We start from the raw sequence: 22,631 nt of genomic DNA, 5'->3' as shown, positions 1-22,631 counted from the left end.
GGCCGCGCCCGCCCCGGGCGCGGAGTTCTCACGCGGCGGGCCTAACCGCCCGACATGCGCAGCAGGCCCACCACCACGCTGCCCCCTGCGCAGCACAGCAGCAGCACCCCCAAAACGCCCAACCCAATGGCCAGCCCCATGCTCAGCTTGGTGCGCTTGGCCTGCGAACGCTCCAGGGCCGCCCGATCTAACCCAGTGATCACCAACGGCCCCTGGGGCGGTTTTTCCACCTGCACCCCCGCGCCCGTGCCGCGCACCGCGCCGTACACCGTCACCGTGTCACCCTGGCGCAGCTCCCAAAGCTGGTAGCGCGCCCGTTTTCGCCCCAAGCCCTCCAGCGGCAGATCCAAAATCCGGCTGGCGTCGCTGATTTGCTCTGGGGTGGGCTCGCTGCCCGGCCCCAAAAAGCGCGTCTTATCCGCTCCGGCCGGGTCCACCCATACCTCCCCGCTGGGGTCGGCCAACAGGAAAGGGGTGGTTTTGATCTTATCGCCCCAGGGACGCCAGTTGTTCTGCTCGTCAATGGGGTCGTATTCGTACACTTCTACCCGCATGCGGATCAGGGCCAGCGGTTGGGCAGCATGCACATCCAGCAATTCGCCTACACGCATAATCTGCCCGCGCAGGCACACCAATGATTTCGTCGGCCGCAGCTGCGCCACGCTCAGCGATTGGGCTTCTTTTAACGTGCCTTCCGTCTTTTTCTGCTTCCACCCCACAAAAGTCAACAGCGCGTCAAACGCCAATACCATCACGCCCAACGAACCCAAACAGGCCGCCGCCGCAATCAGCGTCACCCAGTTATTTTGTGCTTCCATCCACACCTCCCCAGCCCCCCAACATGGCTAATAAAGCCGGTTCTATAGGGATCTCTGGCAAATCCTCAGCGCGGTAGCGGCTGGCGCTCAGCGCCCGCTCGCGCAGCGCCCGCCACAACACATCGCGCTCCTCTGAACGCACCACCAGATCGCGAATCTCCTGGGCCTGCGCCATCAGCTCGCCCGTGGTATATAAAAATGTGATGCGCCGCCACCGCCCGGCCGCGATGGGCGCGGGTAAGGCCTGCAGCGGGCCGAGCTGCAATTTATAATATTCCTCACGCGCGCGCGGATGCTGCGGCTCACTGCGGAACAAGTCCGCACGGGTGGTCAGCTCGTGCCCGCGCACCTCTGCGCACCAGTGAATCTTCCAGCGTTCCGCCTCGCCAAACGCGCCCGTCTGGTAAAAGGCCAGGTAATCCACGTCCACCACCTTGGGAGCGGAGCGCAGGGGAATGCGGTACCAGCCCAACACCCGCGCAATCTCAAGGTCGCGCGGCGAGGGCACCACCGCCACCAGGATGATCGCTGAAGTAGGGGGGGAATAGCTCACACTGGCCGCCTTTCTCTCGAAAGGAAGAATCCGGTTTGACCTGCCTGAAATTAGTTTACCACTTTCTGCTCGTTGTATAATAAAAATATCCACTCTTAAAAACAAGGAGAACCGCATGGACCTTACCGGTGTACGCATGGACCTGGTGCAGGCAGCATTAGGCCGCATAGCCTTCGACGCCCTGATTCTTAACGTACAGGTGGTGAACGTGTACAGCGGCCTGGTGGAGCCGGGCAATATTGGCATCAAACACGGCCGCATCGTCACCTGCCAGGCCCCCAAAGACGCCCCCGCCGAATCCATTTGGGATGGGCAGGGGCGTTTTGCGCTGCCAGGATTGATTGACACGCATGTGCACATTGATTCCACCCTCCTGACCCCAGCGGGATTGGCTGAATTTATGGTCCCCCACGGCACGACCGCCGTGTTTGCCGACCCGATGGAAATTTCCAACGTGGCGGGCATCGAGGGCCTGAAAGCCTTCTTCGCCGGAAGTGACCAGCTTCCCTACCATGTATTTTTAGAGGTTTGCTCGCGCGTGCCCACCGCCCCCGGCCTGGAAACCACCGGCGGCGAACTGGGCCTGGCCGAAGTGCAAGAAGTCCTCGCCTGGCCGCAAAGCATCAGCCTGGGCGAACTGGACCCTTCCAAAATCCTCGGCCTGCGCGAAGAATACTTCGCCAAAGTCACCGCCGCTCACGCCCTGGGGAAAATTGCCAATGGGCATGCCGCCGGCCTTTCGCCCGAAGCCCTCACCGCCTATGCCTGCGGCGGTCTGGCCGACGACCACGAATGTGTGGATTACGCCGAGGCCAAACAGCGCGTGGCCCTGGGGCTGTCCGTTCTCATCCGCGAGGGTTCCACCGAGCGCAACCTGAAAGAATTGGTGGGGGGGCTGCTGCGTGAAAACGCCGACACGCGCCATTGGATGATGTGCACCGACGACAAGCACCCCAACGAAATCCTGCACGAAGGCCATATCAACTACATGGTCGAACAGGCCATCGCCCTGGGCATGCCCCCCGTGCGTGCCATTCAGATGGCCACCCTCAACGCCGCCCAACATTTCCGGCTGGATCACGAGCTGGGTTCCCTGGCCCCCGGCCGCTGGGCCGATATCCTCCTCATCTCCAGCCTGGAGCGCATTGCCCCCGAAGAGGTCTTCTTCAAAGGGCGGCGCGTGGCCCAGAACGGCAAGATGATCATCCCTACCCCCGCCCCCGCCTACCCCGATTGGCTGCACCACACCGTGAAGATCACCCGCGGGCTGCAGGCCGAGCATTACCGCCTGGCGGCCCAGGGCGCAGCGGTTCGCGCGCGGGTCATCGAAATTACCGGCGATCAGATCATCAACCGCGCCGGAGAAGCCCTGCTGCCGGTAGTGGACGGCGCCGTGCAGACCGATCCCCAGGCGGATGTGGTCAAGCTCTCGGTGGTGGAACGCTACGGCAAAAACGGCAACATCGGCACCACTTTTGTGCGCGGTTTCGGCCTGAAACGCGGCGCCATCTCTTCCACCGTGTCCCACGACCATCACAACCTGGTCATCGCCGGGGCGGACGACCTCTCCATGGCCACTTGCGCCCGCGCCACCCAGGAGATGCAGGGCGGCTTGGTGGCCGCCCTGGGGGATCAGGTGATCGCCCAACTGCCCCTGCCCTTTGGCGGACTGATCAGCGAAGCGCCGCCCCTGGAAGTCATCCGCGTGCTGGAAGCCCTCAACGCCGCCGCCCATTCCCTGGGCTGCGTCCTGCCGGCCCCCTTCATGACCCTGGCCTTCATCTCGCTGCCCACCGTCCCCGAACTGGGCCTCACCGACCGCGGCCTGGTGGATGTTCACCAGCACGCCCTCATCAGCCCCCTGCTGGGTTTGGATTAGCCCCTCACGGCCCAGGCCCGCCCTACCCTCACATCGGGAGCAGCCATGCAAACCTTTAACTACCTCCGGCCCGCTCACCTGGACGAGCTTTGTCAGGCGCTGCAGCAGCCCCATGCCAAAATCGTCGCGGGCGGCACGGATGTTCTTCCCCAAATGCACACCGGCCGCCTGCAGCCCGCACTGCTGGTGGATATCAGCCGAGTCAGCGAGCTGGAAGGCATCCGCATCCACAACACCCAGGTGGAAATTGGCGCGCTGACCACCTTCGCCGCCATTCAGGCCCACCCCACCCTGCGCGCCGCCGCCCCGGCACTCACCCAGGCCGCGCAGTGGGTGGGCGCGCCCATGACCCGCCAGCGCGCCACGCTGGGCGGCAACCTGGCCAATGCCTCACCCGCCGCGGATGCCGTCCCCCCCTTGATGATCTACAACGCCGAGGTCACCCTCACCAGCGCTAAAGGCTCGCGCAGCTTGCCCCTGGCGCAATTCCTGCTCGGCCCCGGTCAAACCGCCCTGCAGCGCGGTGAGTTCATCCAATCCGTGCGCTTTGAGCTGCCCGCCGAAGACCTGGGCAGCGCCTTTCTCAAAATCGGCCCGCGCCGCGGCATGACCATCGCCATCGTCAGCGCCGCCGCCGCTGTGCGCCTCAGCCCCGAAGGCCGTCTGGAGCAGGTGCGGGTGGCTGTGGGCGCCTCAGCCCCCACCGTCATCCGCTGCCCTCAGACCGAGAACCTGCTCCACGGTCAACTTCCTTCCGCCGAACTGTGGCAGTCTGCGGCCCAACAGATCGCCGTCGAAATCAGCCCCATTGATGATGTGCGCGCCAGCCGCGCCTACCGCCGCCGCGCCGCGGGCGTTTTGGCGGTGCGCGCCCTGCAGGCTGCCCTCAGCCAGGCCCAGGAAGCCGCCCAAGCGAGGACCGTATGAAACCCATCGAAATCACCCTCACGGTTAACGAAACCACGCACACCCTCATCACCCTGCCCAACCGCACCCTGCTGGACATCCTGCGCGAAGATTTAGGCCTCACCGGTGCCAAAAACGGCTGCGAATCCGGCGAATGTGGGGCCTGCACCGTGCTGATGAACGGGGCCGCCGTCAATGCCTGTCTGGTGTTGGCGGGCCAGGCCGACGGCTGCACAGTGGAGACCATCGAAGGGCTGTCCAAATCCGGCCAGCTGCACCCCATCCAACAAGCCTTCGTGGATGCAGGCGCGGTGCAGTGCGGTTTCTGCATCCCCGGTATGGTCATGGCCTCCAAAGCTCTGCTGGACCACAACCCCCAGCCGCAGGAAGAAGATATCCGTCAGGCGCTGGCGGGCAACATCTGCCGCTGCACCGGCTACACCAAGATCATCCAGGCGGTGCAGATGGCCGCCGAGGAGCTGCGCCATGACTGATACCCCTCTGCACCTGGGAAAATCTTACCCGCGCCGCGACGCCCTGGAGAAAGTCACCGGACAGGCGCAGTACGTGGCCGACACCGACCTGCCCAACCTGACCCACGGGCGCATTGTGCGCAGCCCCCACCTGCACGCCCGCATCCTGCGCATTGAAACCGCCGAGGCCCTGGCCGTCCCCGGCGTCATCGCCGTGCTCACCCACGCCGATATCCCTGGCGCCAAAATCTACGGCGATCTGCTGCCCGATCGGCCTGTATTGGCCAGCGACAAGGTGCGCTTCATGGGCGAGCCGGTGGCGATCGTGGTGGCCAAAACCCGCCAGGCTGCCGATGAAGCCCACAAACGCGTTCAGGTCACCTACGAACCGCTGCCAGCGGTGATTGATCCCTTCGCCGCCGCCCAGCCGGATGCGCCCCAGGTTCACGAGAACGGCAACGTCCTCAGCCATTTCACCGTCTGCCACGGCGACACCGCCCAGGGGTTAGCCCAGGCCGATCTCATCCTGGAAGAGACCTTCCACGTCCCGCGCGTGTACCCCGCTTATCTGGAGACCGAAGCCTCACAGGCCGTGCTCAACCCCAACGGCACGCTCACCGTGTGGGTTTCTTCGCAGAAGCCCTTCCACGACCGCCACCATATCGCCGCCGCTGTGAATCTGCCCGAAGAGCAGGTGCAGGTGTGCGTGGCCGCCATTGGCGGCGCCTTTGGCGGTAAGGAAGACGCCAACATGCCCGTGCTGGCCGGGCTGGCCGCCTACTGCACCCGCGGGGCGGTGCGCCTGGTCAATTCGCGCGAAGAATCCATGCTGGCTCACCCCAAGCGACACTCCGGGCAGCTGCATTACCGCCTGGGAGCCAAACAAGACGGCACCATCACCGCCGTAGAGATCACCACCCACCTGGATACCGGCGCTTACGCTTCCTACGGGCCGGCCGTGGGCCAACTGCTCACCGAAGTGGCCGCCGGGCCGTACCGCATTCCCCACGTGCGCTCTGAGACCTTTGTGGTTTACACCAACGCCCCTATCGCCGGGGCCATGCGCGGCTTTGGCGCGCCCCAGGCCAATTTCGCCATCGAAAGCCTGGTGGACACGCTGGCCCACCGCCTGGGTCTCGACCCGCTGGAGGTGCGCCGCCGCAACATCTGGCGCCCTGGTGACTTCAACTTCACCCGCGTGCGCGTCAACCAGGCCGAAAGCACCAGCCTGGCTCTGGAAACCGCCGCGCAGGAGGTGGCGCGTCTGAAAGCCCTGCCCGCCTCCCCTGGCAAAAAAGCGGGGGTCGGCATGGCGATGGCCCTGCAAACCATGGGCCTGGGCTGGGGCGTGCCGGATGACAGCACCAACCGCCTGGAATGGCAGCCAGACGGTCAGGTGCTGCTGCGCATCGGCGCGCCCGACCTGGGGCAGGGGTTAAACATCGCCGCCGCCCAGATCACCGCCGAGGCGCTGGGCGTAGACCTGTCCCAGGTGGAGGTGGCCCCCATCAACACCCTCCTCTCCCCAGACGGCGGCGTCACCTGCGCCTCGCGCATGACTTACATGGTGGGCAATTCCTCCATGCTGGCCGCCGTGCGCCTGATCGACATGCTGAAAGAGGAAGGAGCCCGCCTGTTGGGCGTGCAGCCCGATCAGCTGGAATACCGCGGCGGCCAACTGCTGCGGTTGGATCAGCCCCACCTGCCCCCCATCCCCGCCGCTGAAATCACCAGCCGCCTGGCCGAAGAAGGCCGCGCCCTGCACAGCACAGCCACCTTCTCCTTCCCTTACGGCCCCGAAATCCCCACCGACCTGGGAATCGGCATGCCGCACGTGCTCTTCTGCCTGGGCGCGCAGGTCATGCGCGTGGAGGTGGACAGTGAGCTGGGCAGCGTAGAAGTCACCCACGCCACCGCCGTCCACGACGTGGGCCGCGTGATCAACCGCGCCGCGCTGGAAGGTCAGGTGGAAGGCGGGCTGGCGATGGGCATGGGCTTTGCCCTGTCGGAAGATATGATCCTGAAAGCCAACGGGCAGTGGGTGGACGGGCTGGCTGAATATGTGCTGCCCACGGCGATGGATATCCCCGGCGAGGTCAAGATCATCCTGCTGGAACAGCCGGAAAGCAGCGGCCCCTACGGCGCCAAGGGCATCGGCGAAGCTGTCACCGCGCCCACCGCCGCCGCCGTGGCCAATGCCGTGTTTGCCGCCACGGGTGTGCGCGTCCATGCCGCCCCCATCCGCCCTGAGATGCTGATCCGTCCAGCTTAAATCCCCCAAGGAACGCCAAAGCGGTACGGGTTGTGCGCCCGTACCGCTTTTTTTGTGTTTTCTGACGTGCGTTGTTCAGCCCAGGGTGACCGCGTCAATGGCCGCCAGTTCTTCGGCCGAGAAGGCCGGATACGTCAGTGCACCCACGCTGTCGGCGATCTGTTCCGGGCGGCTGGCCCCCACCAGCACACTGGTCACCTCTGGCCGCCGCAGCACCCATGCCAGCGCCATCTGCGCCAGGCTTTGCCCGCGCGCCTGCGCCAGCCGGTTCAGGGCGCGCACCTTTTCCAACTTTTCGGGTGTGATCTGATCCGGCTTCAAAAACACCCCCGATTTCACCGCGCGCGAATCCTCCGGCAGCCCGCTCAAATAGCGGTCGGTCAGCAGCCCCTGCGCCAGCGGCGAAAACACGATGCAGCCAATGCCCTCCTGCGCCAGGGTGTCCAGCAGTCCGTGTTCATCCGTGCGCTCAAACATATGGTAGCGCGTCTGGTGGATCAGGCAGGGCGCGCCCAAATCGCGCAGGATCTTGGCCGCGCGCACGGTGTCTTCCGGCGAATAGCGCGACAGACCCACATATAAGGCCTTGCCCGCCCGCACCGCGCTGGCTAAAGCCCCCATGGTTTCTTCCAGCGGGGTTTCGGGGTCAGGCCGGTGCGAGTAAAAAATGTCCACGTATTCCAGGCCCATGCGCCGCAGGCTCTGATCCAGGCTGGCCAGCAGGCTTTTGCGCGAACCCCAATCGCCGTACGGCCCCGGCCACATGCTGTAGCCCGCCTTGGTGGAGATAACCCATTCGTCGCGGTACGCGCCAAAATCAGATTTCAACAGCCGCCCCAGGGTCTCTTCCGCCGAGCCCGGCACCGGCCCGTAGTTGTTGGCCAGGTCAAAATGGGTAATGCCCAAATCAAAGGCGCGCCGCAGCATGGCCCGCGCGTTTTCCAGGCTGTCCACGCTGCCAAAGTTATGCCACAGCCCCAAAGAAATGGCGGGCAGCCGCAAACCGCTGCGCCCGCAGCGCGCAAAACGCATGCTCTCGTACCGCCCCTCCGCTGCTGTATACGTCATCCTTCGCCTCCTCACCCGGTTTTCCCGCTCCAATAAAAATGCGAGAGGCCGCATGCGGCCTCTCGCAAGTATACTCGTTGAGCGCGAAAAAAGCTTACTTCATCAAGCCGACGCGGGCGTTGAATTCCTTAATCAGCGCATCAATCTCTTCCACCTGGCCCTGAACGTCCGTCCAGTAGGTGGGTTCGTACCACTGCGCCTGAATTTCTTCGTAGCTGCGGCCCTGCTGCTCAACCCAGGTGTAGTACTTGAGGTTGTGAACGCGCTTGCGTTCTGCGTAGGTCAGTTCGATCAGGTGATCAGTAGTCTCGCCGAACAGATCGCGGGCAAAAGCCTCCGCCGCGTCCGAAGCGGTGAACGGGCCGAAGTCCTTGCGGTATTCTTCGATGCGGGTGGCGTACAGTTCCATCGAGTCGGTGAAGATCACCACCAGGACGTCATTCTCGGTCATTTCATAGTACTTGGCCATCTTGATCGCCGAGAGCATGTTGGCGATGCCGGAGAAGCCCAACAGGTGCAGTTGGCTGACGATTTCCGCCGGAACGCCTTTGCTGCGCAGATATTCCTGGCCCGCGGGTTCATTGAACAGGCGCATCACGTTCACCACCGACATGTCGTCAATGGCCACGACCATGTCGGTATTCTTGATGTTGTGAATCCACGGCACGTGCTTGTCGCCGATGCCTTCGATGCGGTGCGCGCCGAAGCCGTTGTTCAGCAGGGTCGGGCACTGCAGCGCTTCGCTGGCACAGATTTTGCTGTTGGGGAATTTCTGCTTGAGGTAATCGCCGCAGGCAATCGTCCCCGCCGAGCCGGTGGTCAAAGCCACACCGCGGAACTGGTCGTTGGGCCCCATCACCTGGTGCAGCGCGTCTTCAATCGCGTGACCGGTGACTTCATAGTGCCACAGATAGTTGCCGAACTCTTCGAACTGGTTGAAGATCATCAGGTCCTGGCCCGATTTGCGCAGTTCCCAGCACTTGTCGAAGATTTCTTTCACATTCGATTCGGTGCCCGGGGTGGCGATGACTTCGCCGGCGATCTTCGACAGCCACTCAAAGCGTTCCTTGCTCATGCCTTCCGGCAGAATGGCGATGGACTGGCAGCCCAAGAGGGCCGAGTCATACGCGCCGCCGCGGCAGTAGTTACCGGTGGAGGGCCACACAGCCTTCTGCGTGGTGGGGTCATACTGGCCGGTCACCAGGCGGGGAACCAGGCAGCTGAAAGCCGCGCCCACTTTGTGCGCGCCGGTGGGGAACCACTTGCCCACCATGGCGATGATGCGCGCCGGGGTGCCCGTCAGGCTGGAGGGCAGCTCCAGGAAGTTGGGGCCGCCAAAAGCGCCGCCCTTGGCCTTGGGCTCGTTCTTCCAGGTGATGCGGAACAGGTTGCGCGGGTGAACATCCCACAAACCAATATTCGCCAGCTCAGCCTTCACCGAGTCCGGAACCAGAGCAGGGTTCTTCATCTGCGCGTAGGTGGGAACGATAATATTGCGTTCCCGCGCGCGCTTCACAGCCCGTTCCAGCCGGTCAGGATGTACTGTTAAGTCAATCTTCGTCATTTGAAAAGTCTCCTAAACTAGAATGGTAAAAATGGATTATTGTTTATCTTCATCAGAAGGCCCCTGGCTGACAATGTACAGCGGGCGGCCCTTGACTTCATCGTATACGCGGCCCAAATACTCACCCAAAATGCCCAGACTGATGAGCTGAACCCCACCCAAAAGCAGCACCGCAACCAGGGTGGTGGCCTGTCCAAAAAATGCCTGCTGCCCGATCAAGCGCATCACCACAATCACCGGGATGGTCAAAATGCTCAGCCCCGCGGCAAAAAAGCCCATATAGGTGGCCAATTGCAGGGGGAAATACGAGAAGCTGGTGATGGCGTTCAGCGCCAGCCGCAGCATCTTGCTGAACGGGTATTTGGTGACCCCCGCGAAGCGCGCCGCCCGCCGGTAGGTGACACCCACCTGGCGGAAGCCCACCCACGAGGACATCCCCCGCAAAAAGCGGTGGCGTTCGCGCATCTGGTTCATCACGTTCACCACCTTGCGGTCCATCAGGCGAAAATCGCCCGTATCCAGCGGAATTTTGACATCCGTAATGCGGTAAATCAGGCGGTAAAACAGGGATGCGGTGGTTTTCTTAAACCAGGTTTCACCCTCGCGCTCGCCGCGCACCGCATACACCACTTCAAAGCCTTCTTTCCATTTGGCAATCAGTTCGAGAATCACCTCCGGAGGGTCCTGCAAATCCGCGTCAATAATCACCACCGCCTGCCCGCGGCTGTAATCCAGCCCAGCCGTCACAGCAATTTGGTGGCCAAAGTTGCGCGCAAAAATCACCGGCCGCACGCGCTCATCCTGCTCCCCCAAGGCGCGGATGATCTCGGTCGAACCGTCGGTAGAACCATCATCGACCAAAATCAGTTCCCAGGACTCGCCGGTGGTATCCATCACGCCCTGCAGCCGGTCCAACAGAACTGGCAGGCTTTCGCGTTCGTTATACACTGGCGCAATAATCGAATAAGTAGGCTGCATCGTGACCCTGGTTCCTGTTTGTCCCTATCGTGCTCTCTAGCGGTTGGCCGCCAGATGCTTTTCAAGCGCCGCAAAGGTCGGCTCGATAATCGGAGCTTCCTTCACAGCCGCCATCGCCGCGCGGATGTCTTTCATACCGTTGCCCGTGTTCAGCACCAGCGTGGGCTCATCCGCCCCAATCACGCCCTCTTTCAGGGCTTTCTTCAAGCCGGCGTAGGCCGTTGAACCCGCCGGTTCGGCAAAAATGCCCACTTTGCCCAGATCGGCAATGGCAGAAATGATCTCCTCATCCGGCACGGTGATGTAAGCCCCGCCGGTTTGCGTGGCGGCGCGCACCGCGCGCACACCGTCGCGGGGCAGATCCACCGAAATGCTGTCGGCCAGGGTTGTGGCCGCCACCGGCACAATCGTCTCCGTGCCCGCGAAGAACGCGTTGGCCACCGCCGCCGATTTGTCGGACTGAATGCCGAAAATGCGCGGCATCACCTTCAGCCAGCCCAGGGCCATGAGGTCCTTGAACCCTTTGTGAATGCCGGAGATGATGTTGCCGTCGCCCACCGACACAAACACGTTCAAAGGCTGGGTGCTGTCGCCCAGGGGCAAAATCACATTTTCCCAAATTTCAAAAGCCGCGGTTTTCTTGCCTTCCGCCGTGAAGGGGTTGTAGCCCGTATTGCGGCAGTACCAGCCGTAAGCGTTAGCCGCCTCGATGGTCAGGTCGAAGGCCGAGTCATAATTGCCGTCCACCAGGATCACCTGAGCGCCGTACACCAACAGCTGCGCCACCTTGGCCGGGGGGGCCGTGCGCGGGGCAAAGATGACCGCCCGCTGACCCACCGCCGCCGACATGCCCGCCAGGGCCGCACCCGCGTTGCCGGTGGAAGCCGTCACCACCACTTCGGCCCCAATCTGGCGCGCGCGCGCCACCACCACCGAGCTGGCGCGGTCTTTGAACGAGGCGGTCGGGTTGCGGCCTTCGTCCTTCACCCACAGCTGGCGCATGCCCAGCGTCTTGGCCAGGGCCGGCGGCTGATACAGCGGCGTCCAACCCGCGGCGCGCAGAGGCGTGCCCTCGCCGCCCGGATCTGTCACCGGCAGCAGCGGCAAGTAGCGCCACAGCGAAGCATCCGTGCGCGTGGTGATGTCTTCCACCTGATATTTTTTGCGAATACCTTCGTAATCTAAAACCACATCCAAATTGCCGCCGTCAGCCGGGCAGGTGTACTGCACGTCCTCAGGGCCGTACTCCTTGCCGCACAATGAACAGCGGTAACCAACGAACGTCTTTTCCATAGATCCATGCCCTTTCATAAAAGTTAACAGCAAGGTTTACAAACCGCGTTGCCCGCGGACATAGGGTAACCCCAAAGCCGCCGGTGTGCCCATGCGCTTGCGAATGGCCTCGCGCGAGCCCAGAACCAGCACAACCACCGTGAAGGCGTAGGGGAGCATTTGCAGGAAAAATCCGTAATAGGGGTTGTAGTAGAAAGGATTGCGCAGCCCCAGGATGGTGGTCGGCCCCTGAATGTCCAGGATCAAGCGCCGCAGCGCGCCGAAGATGTAGGAGCCGCCCGCCGCGCGGATGGGATCCCATTGGGCAAAGATCACCAGACCCACCGCGATCCAGCCCAGGCCAGCCGAGGTCTTCTCGCTGAACCAACCCGGCGAAATCGCCAGGCTGATGGCTGCCCCGCCCAGCCCCGCCAGCAGACCGCCCACAAAGGTATAGAAATAGCGCAGGCCAATCACGTTAATGCCCTGCGAATCGGCCGCGGACGGGTATTCACCCACCGCGCGTAAATGCAGCCCGGGGCGGGTGCGGTTGATAAAATACCAGGCCAGCGGGAACAGCAGGTAACCAATATAGACCAGCACGCTTTGATTTTTGAAAAGGATATCGCCCAGAATGGGGATATTCACCAGCAGCGGAATGCTGAAAAACGGCAGAGCCGGCACACCCTTCAGGCTGTTCAGACCTTCGCCCAACACCAGGCTCACACCCGAAGCCAAAAAGTTCAACGCCAGGCCGCTCACCACCTGATCCGCCTTCAACGTGATGGAAATGTAGGCGTGGATCTGACTGATCAAACCGGCTGCCAACATGCCCGCCAGGGCGCCCAACCAGGGCGAGCCGCTAGAAGCTGACACACTGTAGGCCGTCATGGCCCCCAGCAGCATCATGCCTTCCACACCCAGGTTCATCACCCCAGACCGTTCGGCGAAGATTTCTCCCACGGTGGCAAACAGCAGCGCTGTTCCCGTGGCGACCCCCGCGGATAATACGATGATCAGGTCCATCTTACTCCTCCATGCGGCGAGTGATGCGAATTGTATACCGGGTAAAGAAATCGCTCGCGATCAACAGCACCATGATCACCCCCTGGATCATGGTGGGTATGCCGTGCGGCTGCATCTCACGTCCCGCCAGGATCAAAGCGCCGAACAGGATGGAAGCGATGATCACACCAAAGGGGTTCAGCTTGGCCAGCCAGGCAATGATGATGCCGGTAAAACCGTAGCCTGGCGAAATGGCTCCTTGAAGCCGGTGAACCACACCTGTGATCTCTGACATACCTGCCAAACCCGCCAGGCCGCCCGAAAGCAGCATCACCAGGATGATGTTTTTGTTGATCGAAATGCCGGCGTAGTGGGCCGCGTTGGGGTTATCGCCGATCAGGCGAATTTCATACCCCCACTGGCTTTTGGTCAAAATCAAGTACACCACCACCGCCGCCAGGAGAGCAAACACCAGGCCCAAATGCGTGGTCAGTCCGCGGAAGGCGGGGATCTCTTTGGCATAGTCGGCCAGGCGCGGCAGCCAGGCGTTGCGCTGGAACATGCGCGTCATCTGAAAACCGCCGTCCGACCACACCGCATAGATAAAATAGTTGTTCCACGAGATGGCAATGTAGTTCATCATCAGGGTTGAGATGATCTCATTGACATTGAAGCGGGCCTTGAGCACCGCAGGAATGAGACCCCACAGCGCCCCAAAGAGAATGCCCGAAGCCATCGTGGTGAGGATGAAGAGCCACTGCGGCGCGTCCTCTGGCAGCACCGGCAAAAGCACGATCAGGCTGGCTCCCCACGCGCCCAGAAAGAACTGCCCCTCCGCGCCGATGTTCCAAATGCGCATGCGGAAGGCAATGGAACAGGCCAGACCCACCAGGATCAACGGAGTGGCTTTCACCAGCGTATCGGAAATCACGCCCACGCTGCCGAAGGACGACTTGGCAATGTGCACATAGGTTTTCCAGGGGTCGCCGCCCGCCAGATGGATGATGAAGGCTCCGATAAACAGCGAAACCACCACCGCCGCCAATGACAGCATCGGTGAAAACCAGGCTGGGGGTTCTTTCAGGCGCGGTTCAACTTTAAAGCGATAGGGAAACCAGTTTTGTCCCGCGGGTTTCGGGGATGGTGAATCAGTCATGGTTGCTTTCTCCTTCCGCGGTCTCAAGCTGTTCCGTGCGCGCGCCCAACATCATCTGGCCGATCTTCTCAATATCGCCGTCGGTCACTTCACCCATAATCTGACCTTCGTAGATGACGTAAATGCGGTCGCTGAGCGCCAGCAGCTCTTCCAGTTCTTCAGAGATCAAAAGGATGGCCGCGCAGTTTTTACGCTGTTCCAGCAGCAAATGCTGCACACCCTCAATGGCGCCCACATCCAGGCCGCGCGTCGGCTGCACCGCCACCATCAAAGCCGGCTGGCTGGAAATTTCCCGCGCCAAAATGACCTTTTGCAGATTGCCGCCCGACATCAAACGCACCGAGGTCTGGGTGGAGGGGGTCATAATATCGTAGGTGTCTTTCAGGCGCTTAGCGTAATCATCCGCCGCCGGAGCGTTAATCATCCAGCCGCGCCCAATCGGCGCCTGTTTGTAATTCTTCATGATCACGTTGTCGGTCATGCTTAAATTGGGGGCCGTGCCTACGCGGGTGCGGTCCTCAGGAACCAGCGACACCCCTGAGGTGATGCTGCGCTTGACCGATTGGTTGGTGATGTCCTCCCCCTGCACGAAGATCTTGCCGCCCGTCACCTTGCGCAGCCCGGCGATCACCTCGGCCAATTCACTTTGGCCGTTGCCCGCCACGCCCGCCAGGCCCACAATCTCACCCGAATTCACCGTCAGCGATACCCCGCGCAGCGCGGGCAGGCCCTTATCATTCATGGCCTGCACATTCTGCACTTGCAGCACCATGCCGCCTACCTGGCAGGGTTCTTTTTCGATATTGAATTCCACATCGCGCCCCACCATCAGGCGCGCCAGATCTGCCCGTGTCACCCCATCCACGCTGATGCCCTGCGAAGTCACTTTGCCCTTGCGCATCACCGTCACGCGGTTGGAAATGCTGGTGATTTCGTGCAGTTTATGGCTGATAAAGATGATGGACTTTTCCTGCTTCGTCATCGAGCGCAGGGTCATGAAAAGCTCTTCAATTTCTTTCGGCGCCAACACCGCCGTGGGCTCATCCATAATCAAGATGTTAGCTCCGCGGTAAAGCGCCTTTAAGATTTCAACGCGCTGCTGTTCACCCACCGATAGCTGCCAGATCTTCGCACGCGGGTCCACTTTTAACCCGTATCGCTCGCCCAGGGCTGCCACCGCATCTTCGTACTTGCGGATGTTCATGATAAAGCGCGGTTCTTTCAATCCCAACAAAATGTTTTCAGTCACATTTTGCGAAGGAACCAGCATGAAATGTTGGTGAATCATGCCGATCCCCGCACGGATGGCATCAGCTGGGGAAGTAAAGTTCACCGGCTGCCCATTCACCGTGATCGTACCGTAATCAGGGCGGTACATACCCGCCAGAATGTTCATCAGGGTGCTTTTTCCAGCGCCGTTTTCGCCCAGCAGCGCGTGGATCTCACCCTTTTGAAGGTCAAAATTAACATGATCATTTGCCAAAACGCCCGGAAATCGCTTGACAATCCCGCGCATTTCAACCACATTCACCGCTAGGTTGGCGTTGCTCTCCTGATCCATAGCTCTACCTCTACACCCTTCCAGGGTCTCTCTCTCCGGGTGTTCCGGAAGAAAGGGGACAGGCCCCAAACCGTGCGGCCTGTCCCCCACAACACTTACAGACTACTGAGGCAGTTCAGCGGTGACGCCCTCAGCCCAGAAGCGCATGCAGTACTTGCACTCCAAACCAGGAGCTCCCGGAGGGAACTGATCCAGATCCGACTGCGACATCTTCTCGCCTTCCGGAACGACGATATTGCCAGCGTTGTCCTTCAGCGGGCCAGCGAAGACGTCAAAGCGGGTAAATTCGCCCGCCAGCATTTTGGCCAGGGTGTCTTTCACCATCTTCATATCTTCTTCGGGCAGTTCCTTCTGGCCCTTGGTCATTTCCTGGCCTTCCATCAGGCCGTAAATGCCCAGACCGCCGGTGCTCACATCAAAGTAATCCCAGCCCACTTTGTAGGTGCCGTCTTGCAAACCGGTGATCACGCGCACGAATTCGGGGCCCCAGTTCCAATAGGGGGCGGTCAGACAAGAATCCGAGGTGCAGGAGCCGGACCAGTCATAGGTGATGCCCCACTTGCCCGGGCGAGCCTCAGCGGCCAAAGCCGGGGCGGGGGTGTCGGCGCCGGTGTAAACGATGTGGGCGCCCGCGTCAAACAGGGAGTCGGCACCCTGGCGTTCGATCACAGGATCGTGCCAGGTGTTGATCCAGCGCACATCCATCGTGCACTCAGGGCAGGTCTTGCGCATGCCGATGGCAAACGCGTTGCCCAGGCGCAGTTCTTCGGGGATGGGGAAGGTGGCGATGTAGCCGATCTTGGTCTCGCCGTCCATCTTGGCCCGCGACCCAGCCATCATGCCGGCCAGGTACTTCATCGATTCCATTGCGCCAAAGAGGTTACCAAAGTTGGTGCTGTTGGATTTGTAACCGCTGATGTGGATGAAATAGGTATCCGGGAAGTCAGGGGCAACCACTTCCATGGAGTCCATATAACCAAAGGAGCCGCCAAAGATCACATTGAAGCCCTTGCGAGCCAGCGCGCGGAAAACCTGCTCCGCGTCGGCGCCTTCAGCCACGTTCTCAATGTAAGCCGCATTCACATCCGGCATTTTTTCCATGACGTATCGCAGGCCGTCGTACTGCGCCTGAGACCAACCACCGTCATCGTGAACACTCAGCATCACGAAAGCCGCGTTGTATTTGCCTTCCACCACGTCCGGGATTTGCAGTTCGCCCGTCGCGGGGGCCGCCGGTTCGGCGGGAGCCGCCGGTTCCGCAGGGGCCGCAGGTTCGGCCGGGGCAGCCGGTTCAGCCGGAGCCGCCGGTTCCGCCGGGGCGGCCGGTTCGGCAGGGGCCGCGGGCGTGCAGGCAGTCATCATAAAGATCACCACCAACAGCGCAGCCATCATGCGCCACAACACTGTCTTTTTCATTTCAACTCCTCCATACTTACTTAAGAATGGAACATCAGTGGACTCATAAGCGACTTCACTCAAACTACACAGATCGCAGGATCATCACCTCCTTCCGATCCAACTCATTTGAAGGCTGATACGGGGGAACGCAATCGTCGTTTCCTCGCAAACTCGCCCCCACCTGTGAGAATCACAGGCCTGGCGCGTTCGTGAAACTGCTTTTGCACGTTCAAGAATAGTTTAATTTTACAGCCAATTACAAGTGCCATCTGTCAAACAACATTAAGATATATGGTCAAACCATCACGGCCAGTCGGCGTTCACGCCCGCCGACCACCACTTCATGCACACTTTGCAGCCCAACTGCATTTCAGGGAATTGATCCAGGTCAATCTGCTCCAATTTATATCCATCTGCAACGATCAGATTACCCTTGTTGTCGGTGATTGGCCCCTGGAAAACACTGAAGCGGTTAAAACCGCCGTCCTGCATCTGCCGCAGCAGGGCGCGCACCTGGTTCAGCGTCCCATCCGGCAGTTCCGCCGCCCCAGCGGTCAGCTCCTGCCCAGGCATAAATCCGTATAAGCCCAAACCGCCCGAATCGCCGTCAAAATAATGCCATCCGGGTTTATAGGTCTTGTTCAGCAAGCCTTCCACCACCTCTTTGTACACCGGTCCCCAGTTCCAATACGGCGCTGTCAAACAGGCGGGGCTGGTGCAGGAGCCTACCCAGTCAAACGTCACGCCCCATTTGCCTTTGATTTCAGCTGCATCGGCCACTGCGGGCGTATCCGCTCCCGAAAGCACCACCTGCGCCCCGGCGTCAAACATTTCCAACGCCACGCGTTTTTCCACCACCGGGTCGTGCCAGGTGTTCAGCCAGCGCACATCCATGGTGCATTCTGAGCAGGTCTTGCGCATCCCCAGGGCAAAAGCGTTCCCCAAACGCAGCTCTTCCGCAATCTGGTAGGTGGCCATATACCCCAGGCGCAAATTGCCGTCCATCTCAGCCCGCTCTCCGGCCAGCATGCCCGCCAGATACAGGGCTGTTTCCATCGCGCCCATCAGGTTGCCAAAATTGGTTGTGTTCGATTTGGTTCCGGAAATATGAATAAAATAGGTATTCGGAAAATCGTTGGCCACCCGCTCCATCTGATCCATAAAGCCAAAGGAGGTTGCAAAGATCAAATCGAACCCTTTGGCCGCCAACGCTCGGATAACAGGCTCAGACTCATCCCCTTCCGGGACGTTTTCCACATAAACAGTCTGTATGCCTGGAACTTGCTGTGCCACATATTCCAGGCCTTCGTAATGTGCCTGGGACCAGCCCTGATCGTTCTTCGGGCCGATTAAAACCATCGCCACACTGAACTTGTCCGGATCGGGATCCGGCACAGAAACCCGCGGGCCGCAGGCCGTTAACGCCAGACCCGCCACCAACACCACGCTGACCAACCGCCACATCGTCCGAAAGGACATAGGTCCTCCTAACTCCGGGTTTCGCAGGGTGGGTTTGTCAAACCTGACAAACCCACCCAATTGTTGTTATCGTATTTGGTTACGGAACAATCCAGGTTCCGGTCTCGCCGCGCAGCGCACGCCCGATATTTTCCGGGTTGGTGATCAGCGCCTGCTTGCCGCCGTTTTCCAGGAAGCGCAAAATGGCCTGGATCTTGGGCAGCATGGAGCCCTTCGCAAAGTGGCCTTCTTCCATATACTGCTTGGCTTCAGCCACCGTCATGCGGTCGATCCATTTCTGATCGGGCTTGTTGAAGTTGATCGCCACTTTTTCCACAGCGGTGGAGATGACGAACAGATCCGCGTTGATCATGTTGGAGAGGATCGCGGAGCCAAAATCCTTATCAATCACCGCTTCCACGCCGTGCAGTTTGCCGGCTTCGTCTTCCACCACCGGGATACCGCCGCCGCCCACCGCGATGACCACAAAGCCGCTCTTCACCAGCGACTGAATGGCATCCGCTTCCACAATCCGCTGCGGGATGGGGGACGGAACCACACGCCGCCAACCGCGGCCAGCATCTTCCACCACCACCCAGCCTTCTTTCTCAGCTTTTTCATGCGCCATTTCCGCGCTCATGAACGAGCCAATCGGCTTGGTGGGGTTCTGGAAAGCCTTGTCGTTGCGGTCCACGATGGTCTGGGTCACCACAGCCACGGCTTGCTTGTTCATGCCGCGCGCCACAAACTCGTGATTCAGCGCCTGGGCGAACATGTAACCGATGGAGCCTTGCGAATCAGCGCCGCAGTAATCCAACGGAACTTCATGCAGCTCATGGCGCGACAGCTCGGAGCGGCGCAGAATGAACCCCACCTGGGGGCCGTTGCCGTGCGAAATCACCACATCCCAACCCTGCTCCAGCATGTCCACAATGTGATGCATGGACTCGGCGCCGGCGTCAAATTGATCCTTAATGCTCTTGCGCTTCTCATCTTTAATCAGCGAGTTGCCGCCCACAGCCACAACTGCTACGCCTTTTTTAACCATTGGTAATCTCTCCTCAAATTCGTTAAATCGTTTTAATCGGCGCCAGGGGGCAGGGTGCTAAGGCCCTGTCCCCCTGACCAGTTTGACTGCTTAGCTCATGGTCAAAGCCATGACCGCTTCCTGCGCGTGCATGCGGTTCTCGGCTTCATCGTACACCACAGAGTGGGGGCCGTCCATCACGCCGTCGGTCACTTCGATGTTGCGGTCCGCGGGGAGCGGGTGCATGTAGATGGCATCCGGTTTGGCCAGGGCCATCTTGCGCTCGTCGGTAATCCAGTGGGAGTACTTCTTGATGATCTCGGCGCCCTGAGCGGCATCCGGGGTGTGCACCATCGCGCCCCAAGATTTGGCGTAGATGATATCCGCGTCTTTAAAGGCGGCTTCCATGTCATCGGTGACTTCAAAGCCAGCCCCATAGCGGCGCGCCTGTTCCTGGGCCATTTCCATGATTTCGGGCATCAGTTTGAATTCCGGCGGATGAGCCAGAACCACGTCCAGGCCAAAGCGGGGCATTTGCAGAATCAGCGACTGCGGAACCGACATGGGTTTCTGGTAGGAAGCGGCATAGGCCCAAGATACCACCATCTTCTTGCGGCGCAGATCGCGGCCCTTCTTTTCCACAATCGTCATCAGGTCGGCCAGGCACTGGAAGGGGTGGTAGATGTCGCACTGCATGTTGAGCACAGGCACGCGGGAGTATTTGGCAACTTCATTTAAATAACCATTGCCAATGCCCCAATCCACGTGGCGGATGGCGATGCCATCGAAATAGCGGCCGAAGATCTCACCAATTTCTTTGGGGGTGTCGCCGTGGGAAATCTGGGTGGTCTTGCTTTCGATGAAGGCCGCGTGGCCGCCCAGGTGGGCCATACCCGCTTCAAAAGAGCCGCGGGTGCGGGTGCTGCTGAAGAAGAACAGCATGGCCAAAACTTTGTCGCGCAGGATGGCGGTCGATTCGTTCAGCGCGCGCTTGCGCTTCAGATCAAACGCCACATCCAATACGGTTTCCACTTCTTCTTTGCTGAAGTCCAGGTCACCAATCAAGTCACGACCGTGAAGAAACGTTTGCATTTTTAACTCCTTCGTAGTGTTTTTAGATTAAGGTACAAATGAACCGTGTTTGCTCAGATGTTCAATCGATACGTTCGGATCGCTCTCGAACACCTCCTCATGGGTTTGTCTTATTATTCCGTCTCACACCCGAACTGCGTCCGCATCTCTGCGGCCTGCGAACGCTCCTGCGGGCTAAGTTTGGAGTTTTCGGCCGTCTGTTTCCACAAGGCACACACCGCCGGGCGCGCGTCGCCGCTTTGAGCGGCCTGCTCACTCAGGCGCTGCGCCTGAGCCCAATCACCCGTGCGGGCGAAACCTTCGATAAAGGGCAGCAGTTCCACCAGGTCTTGCGCCTGATATCCCTGAGCCGCCGCTTCATTCCACAAATCCACTGCCTTGGACCATTCCGCCGTCTGGCGGGCCAGATCCGCTTTCTGATAATAATAACACCAGTCTTGTTCCGGCTGCGGGCCCAGTGCATCGGGCGGGGTCGCCGCGGAGGGGCTGTCTTGAATCTGCTTCAGGTTCGAAATCGGCAGCACCTTGCGCACCCGTTCCGGCATCCCGCCGCGCACCTTATCTTTGGGGGCTGCAAAATGCAGGCAGCCGCCTTTGCGGTTATACACCGCCACCACGCTGTCGCTGCTGCCCGAAAAGCGCAGGTTGCGGTAGCTGTGTTCCACCACCTGCCCCTTCTCCACCGTCAGGTCCTTGCCAAGCCGCAAAGAAAGGTCAAAATACTTATACGCCAAATCCCGGCGGGTTTGCTGAGGCGCATAAGTCCAATCCAACACCGGCCACAGGTCATTATCGCTGAAGCGGAAGAGCGGAATCTCATCCGAAACCACGATGGTACCCGGGGCCAACTGCGGCGCGCGCCAGGTCATCTGCCAAAAATAAGCGCGCAGGTTTTGCCATTCCTCGCGGTACACCAACGCATTGTTAAAATGCGCCCCCACTGCCAGCGCCAGCAAGACCGAAAACACCAGGGCCTGTTTGCCGGGCCGCAGGAAAAGGTCCACCAGCGCCACGGTCACCAGACAGGCCCCCAGCATAAACGGCAGCATGGAGCGGTCCCAGGGGAAACTGGTTTCCAACGGCACGCCCGCCGCCCAAAACGGCACGCCTGCCCCCGCCAAAGCCAGCCCGCCCAAACCCAAAGCCCCGCGCGCCCAGGAAGCCGACTCAGACTGCGGTTCGGAGTTCCAGCGGCTCAGGTAGAACCAGGCCAGCGCCAGTGCCCCCAAAACCAGCCCCGCCATCATCACCCGATTTTGCCAGCCGCCCGCCGGAAGCACCGCCGCCTGACGCCAGGAAAGGGCCGTCACCGTCAGCACATCCCCCGCCGCGCGCTGAAGCAAATGCAGCAGCGCCTGCACAGGTTGGGCTTTCAGCTCATCCATCAGACTCAGCTGGTAGGTGGGGAACTTAAAGATCAGCGTGCGCCACACCCCAAAAGCCGCCAGCGCGACCCAAAACGGCAGGGTGTGCAGCCCAACGCGCCGCAGCAGCCGCCGTCCCAGCGGTTCGCCCGCCTGCCGCAGCCGCATCCCCACCAAAACGGGCCGCAGCAGCTCCAGCCCCACAAAGTATTCCAACGAGAAAAAGCCCAGCGATGAAACCCAGGCGCCCACCCGCCAAAACCAGGCGGTTCGCCCCGGCTCCAGCGATTTGAGCATGGCGCCCAACGAGAACAAGAAAATATTAAGAATGGTAAAGTGCAGAATAAATTGAACAGCGATCGGCTGCTGCTGAAAGCCCGGAAAGAGCACAAACAACAGCGCCGCCCAACCCAATTTACGCTCTTCCTTCGGCCACACCAGGCGCAGCACCCACCACAGCAGCATGCCGCTCCCCCAGCGCAGCGCCAGCAGCAGCAGGTGATAGCCCAGCGGGCTTTCGCCCAGAATGGGCGTCACCAGGGTGTACACCCACCCCGAAAACGGCCGGTCGGCCGCCACAAACGCCCGAAAACTGCCCGGTCCCAAAACATGAAACGTGTAAATGTACAGCCAATCATCCCCATAAAACCCAAACCAGGGGATAAACACCCCAAAACCCAAAATCACCGCTGCCGCCAGAGCGATGGGAAAAGAACGGTGGGTGAGCCGGGGCAAAGACATCAATCGATCGGTGAAGGGTCTCAAAGGGGCGGGAAAGGGCCAAAAG

Annotated in this window: 18 protein-coding genes; 4 read left to right on the top strand and 14 right to left on the bottom strand. The window is 60.7% G+C overall.

Annotation, left to right across the window (positions count from 1 at the left end):
* Positions 1-41 precede the first annotated feature (41 nt).
* Both ADN01_RS17055 and ADN01_RS17050 read right to left on the bottom strand, forming a co-directional pair.
* Positions 42-818 (bottom strand): GIDE domain-containing protein, encoded by a 777-nt coding sequence (locus ADN01_RS17055; protein WP_062419334.1) that lies wholly within the window; start codon positions 816-818, stop codon positions 42-44.
* Complete coding sequence (locus tag ADN01_RS17050; RefSeq protein WP_062419335.1) at positions 802-1,371, bottom strand: hypothetical protein; 570 nt, start codon at positions 1,369-1,371, stop codon at positions 802-804. Before ADN01_RS17050 ends, ADN01_RS17055 begins: the two co-directional genes overlap by 17 nt.
* Positions 1,372-1,486: 115 nt before the next feature.
* On the opposite strand from ADN01_RS17050, the gene ADN01_RS17045 reads away from it, so the two are divergent.
* The 4 genes from ADN01_RS17045 to ADN01_RS17030 are packed head-to-tail and all read left to right on the top strand — an operon-like array spanning position 1,487 to position 6,901.
* Entirely contained in the window at positions 1,487-3,250 is a 1,764-nt protein-coding gene (locus ADN01_RS17045) for an adenine deaminase (RefSeq protein ID WP_062419336.1), read from the top strand.
* Between the two features lie 45 nt (positions 3,251-3,295).
* Complete coding sequence (locus ADN01_RS17040) at positions 3,296-4,177, top strand: FAD binding domain-containing protein (protein WP_062419337.1); 882 nt, start codon at positions 3,296-3,298, stop codon at positions 4,175-4,177.
* Positions 4,174-4,650, top strand: a complete 477-nt coding sequence (locus ADN01_RS17035; protein WP_062419338.1) for a (2Fe-2S)-binding protein — start codon at positions 4,174-4,176, stop codon at positions 4,648-4,650. The genes ADN01_RS17040 and ADN01_RS17035 overlap by 4 nt, the downstream gene beginning before the upstream one ends.
* The gene (locus tag ADN01_RS17030; protein ID WP_062419339.1) at positions 4,643-6,901 is read left to right on the top strand and encodes a xanthine dehydrogenase family protein molybdopterin-binding subunit; all 2,259 of its coding nucleotides are present in this window, start codon (positions 4,643-4,645) and stop codon (positions 6,899-6,901) included. The genes ADN01_RS17035 and ADN01_RS17030 overlap by 8 nt, the downstream gene beginning before the upstream one ends.
* 75 nt (positions 6,902-6,976) lie before the next feature.
* Here ADN01_RS17030 and mgrA read toward each other — a convergent pair whose 3' ends face one another.
* From mgrA to ADN01_RS16965, 12 genes are all read right to left on the bottom strand, one after another.
* Entirely contained in the window at positions 6,977-7,969 is a 993-nt protein-coding gene (mgrA, locus tag ADN01_RS17025; RefSeq protein ID WP_062419340.1) for an L-glyceraldehyde 3-phosphate reductase, read from the bottom strand.
* 94 nt (positions 7,970-8,063) lie between these two features.
* Entirely contained in the window at positions 8,064-9,533 is a 1,470-nt protein-coding gene (locus ADN01_RS17020) for a pyridoxal-phosphate dependent enzyme (RefSeq protein ID WP_062419341.1), read from the bottom strand.
* A 36-nt stretch (positions 9,534-9,569) separates the two neighbouring features.
* A complete protein-coding gene (locus ADN01_RS17015) occupies positions 9,570-10,511 on the bottom strand; it encodes a glycosyltransferase family 2 protein (protein WP_062419342.1) in 942 nt (313 codons plus the stop codon).
* Between the two features lie 36 nt (positions 10,512-10,547).
* Positions 10,548-11,804, bottom strand: coding sequence for a threonine synthase (thrC, locus tag ADN01_RS17010; RefSeq protein WP_062419343.1), 1,257 nt, complete (start codon positions 11,802-11,804; stop codon positions 10,548-10,550).
* A 36-nt stretch (positions 11,805-11,840) separates the two neighbouring features.
* Positions 11,841-12,809, bottom strand: a complete 969-nt coding sequence (locus tag ADN01_RS17005; protein ID WP_062419344.1) for an ABC transporter permease — start codon at positions 12,807-12,809, stop codon at positions 11,841-11,843.
* A 1-nt stretch (position 12,810) separates the two neighbouring features.
* A complete protein-coding gene (locus ADN01_RS17000) occupies positions 12,811-13,944 on the bottom strand; it encodes an ABC transporter permease (protein WP_062419345.1) in 1,134 nt (377 codons plus the stop codon).
* Complete coding sequence (locus tag ADN01_RS16995; protein ID WP_062419346.1) at positions 13,937-15,505, bottom strand: ABC transporter ATP-binding protein; 1,569 nt, start codon at positions 15,503-15,505, stop codon at positions 13,937-13,939. Before ADN01_RS16995 ends, ADN01_RS17000 begins: the two co-directional genes overlap by 8 nt.
* A 102-nt stretch (positions 15,506-15,607) precedes the next feature.
* Complete coding sequence (locus ADN01_RS16990; RefSeq protein WP_062419347.1) at positions 15,608-16,921, bottom strand: BMP family ABC transporter substrate-binding protein; 1,314 nt, start codon at positions 16,919-16,921, stop codon at positions 15,608-15,610.
* Positions 16,922-17,206: 285 nt separating this feature from the next.
* The gene (locus ADN01_RS16980) at positions 17,207-18,382 is read right to left on the bottom strand and encodes a BMP family ABC transporter substrate-binding protein (protein WP_062419348.1); all 1,176 of its coding nucleotides are present in this window, start codon (positions 18,380-18,382) and stop codon (positions 17,207-17,209) included.
* Positions 18,383-18,461: 79 nt separating this feature from the next.
* Positions 18,462-19,409, bottom strand: coding sequence for a carbamate kinase (gene arcC, locus ADN01_RS16975; RefSeq protein WP_062419349.1), 948 nt, complete (start codon positions 19,407-19,409; stop codon positions 18,462-18,464).
* Positions 19,410-19,499: 90 nt separating this feature from the next.
* The gene (locus ADN01_RS16970; protein ID WP_062419350.1) at positions 19,500-20,480 is read right to left on the bottom strand and encodes an ornithine carbamoyltransferase; all 981 of its coding nucleotides are present in this window, start codon (positions 20,478-20,480) and stop codon (positions 19,500-19,502) included.
* A 113-nt stretch (positions 20,481-20,593) separates the two neighbouring features.
* On the bottom strand, positions 20,594-22,585 hold the full coding sequence (locus ADN01_RS16965; RefSeq protein ID WP_062419351.1) for a hypothetical protein: 1,992 nt from the start codon (positions 22,583-22,585) through the stop codon (positions 20,594-20,596).
* Between the last annotated feature and the right edge of the window lie 46 nt (positions 22,586-22,631).

The organism is Levilinea saccharolytica, assembly GCF_001306035.1.
Lineage (GTDB): Bacteria > Chloroflexota > Anaerolineae > Anaerolineales > Anaerolineaceae > Levilinea > Levilinea saccharolytica.
This window is presented reverse-complemented; position numbering and strand designations above follow the sequence as displayed.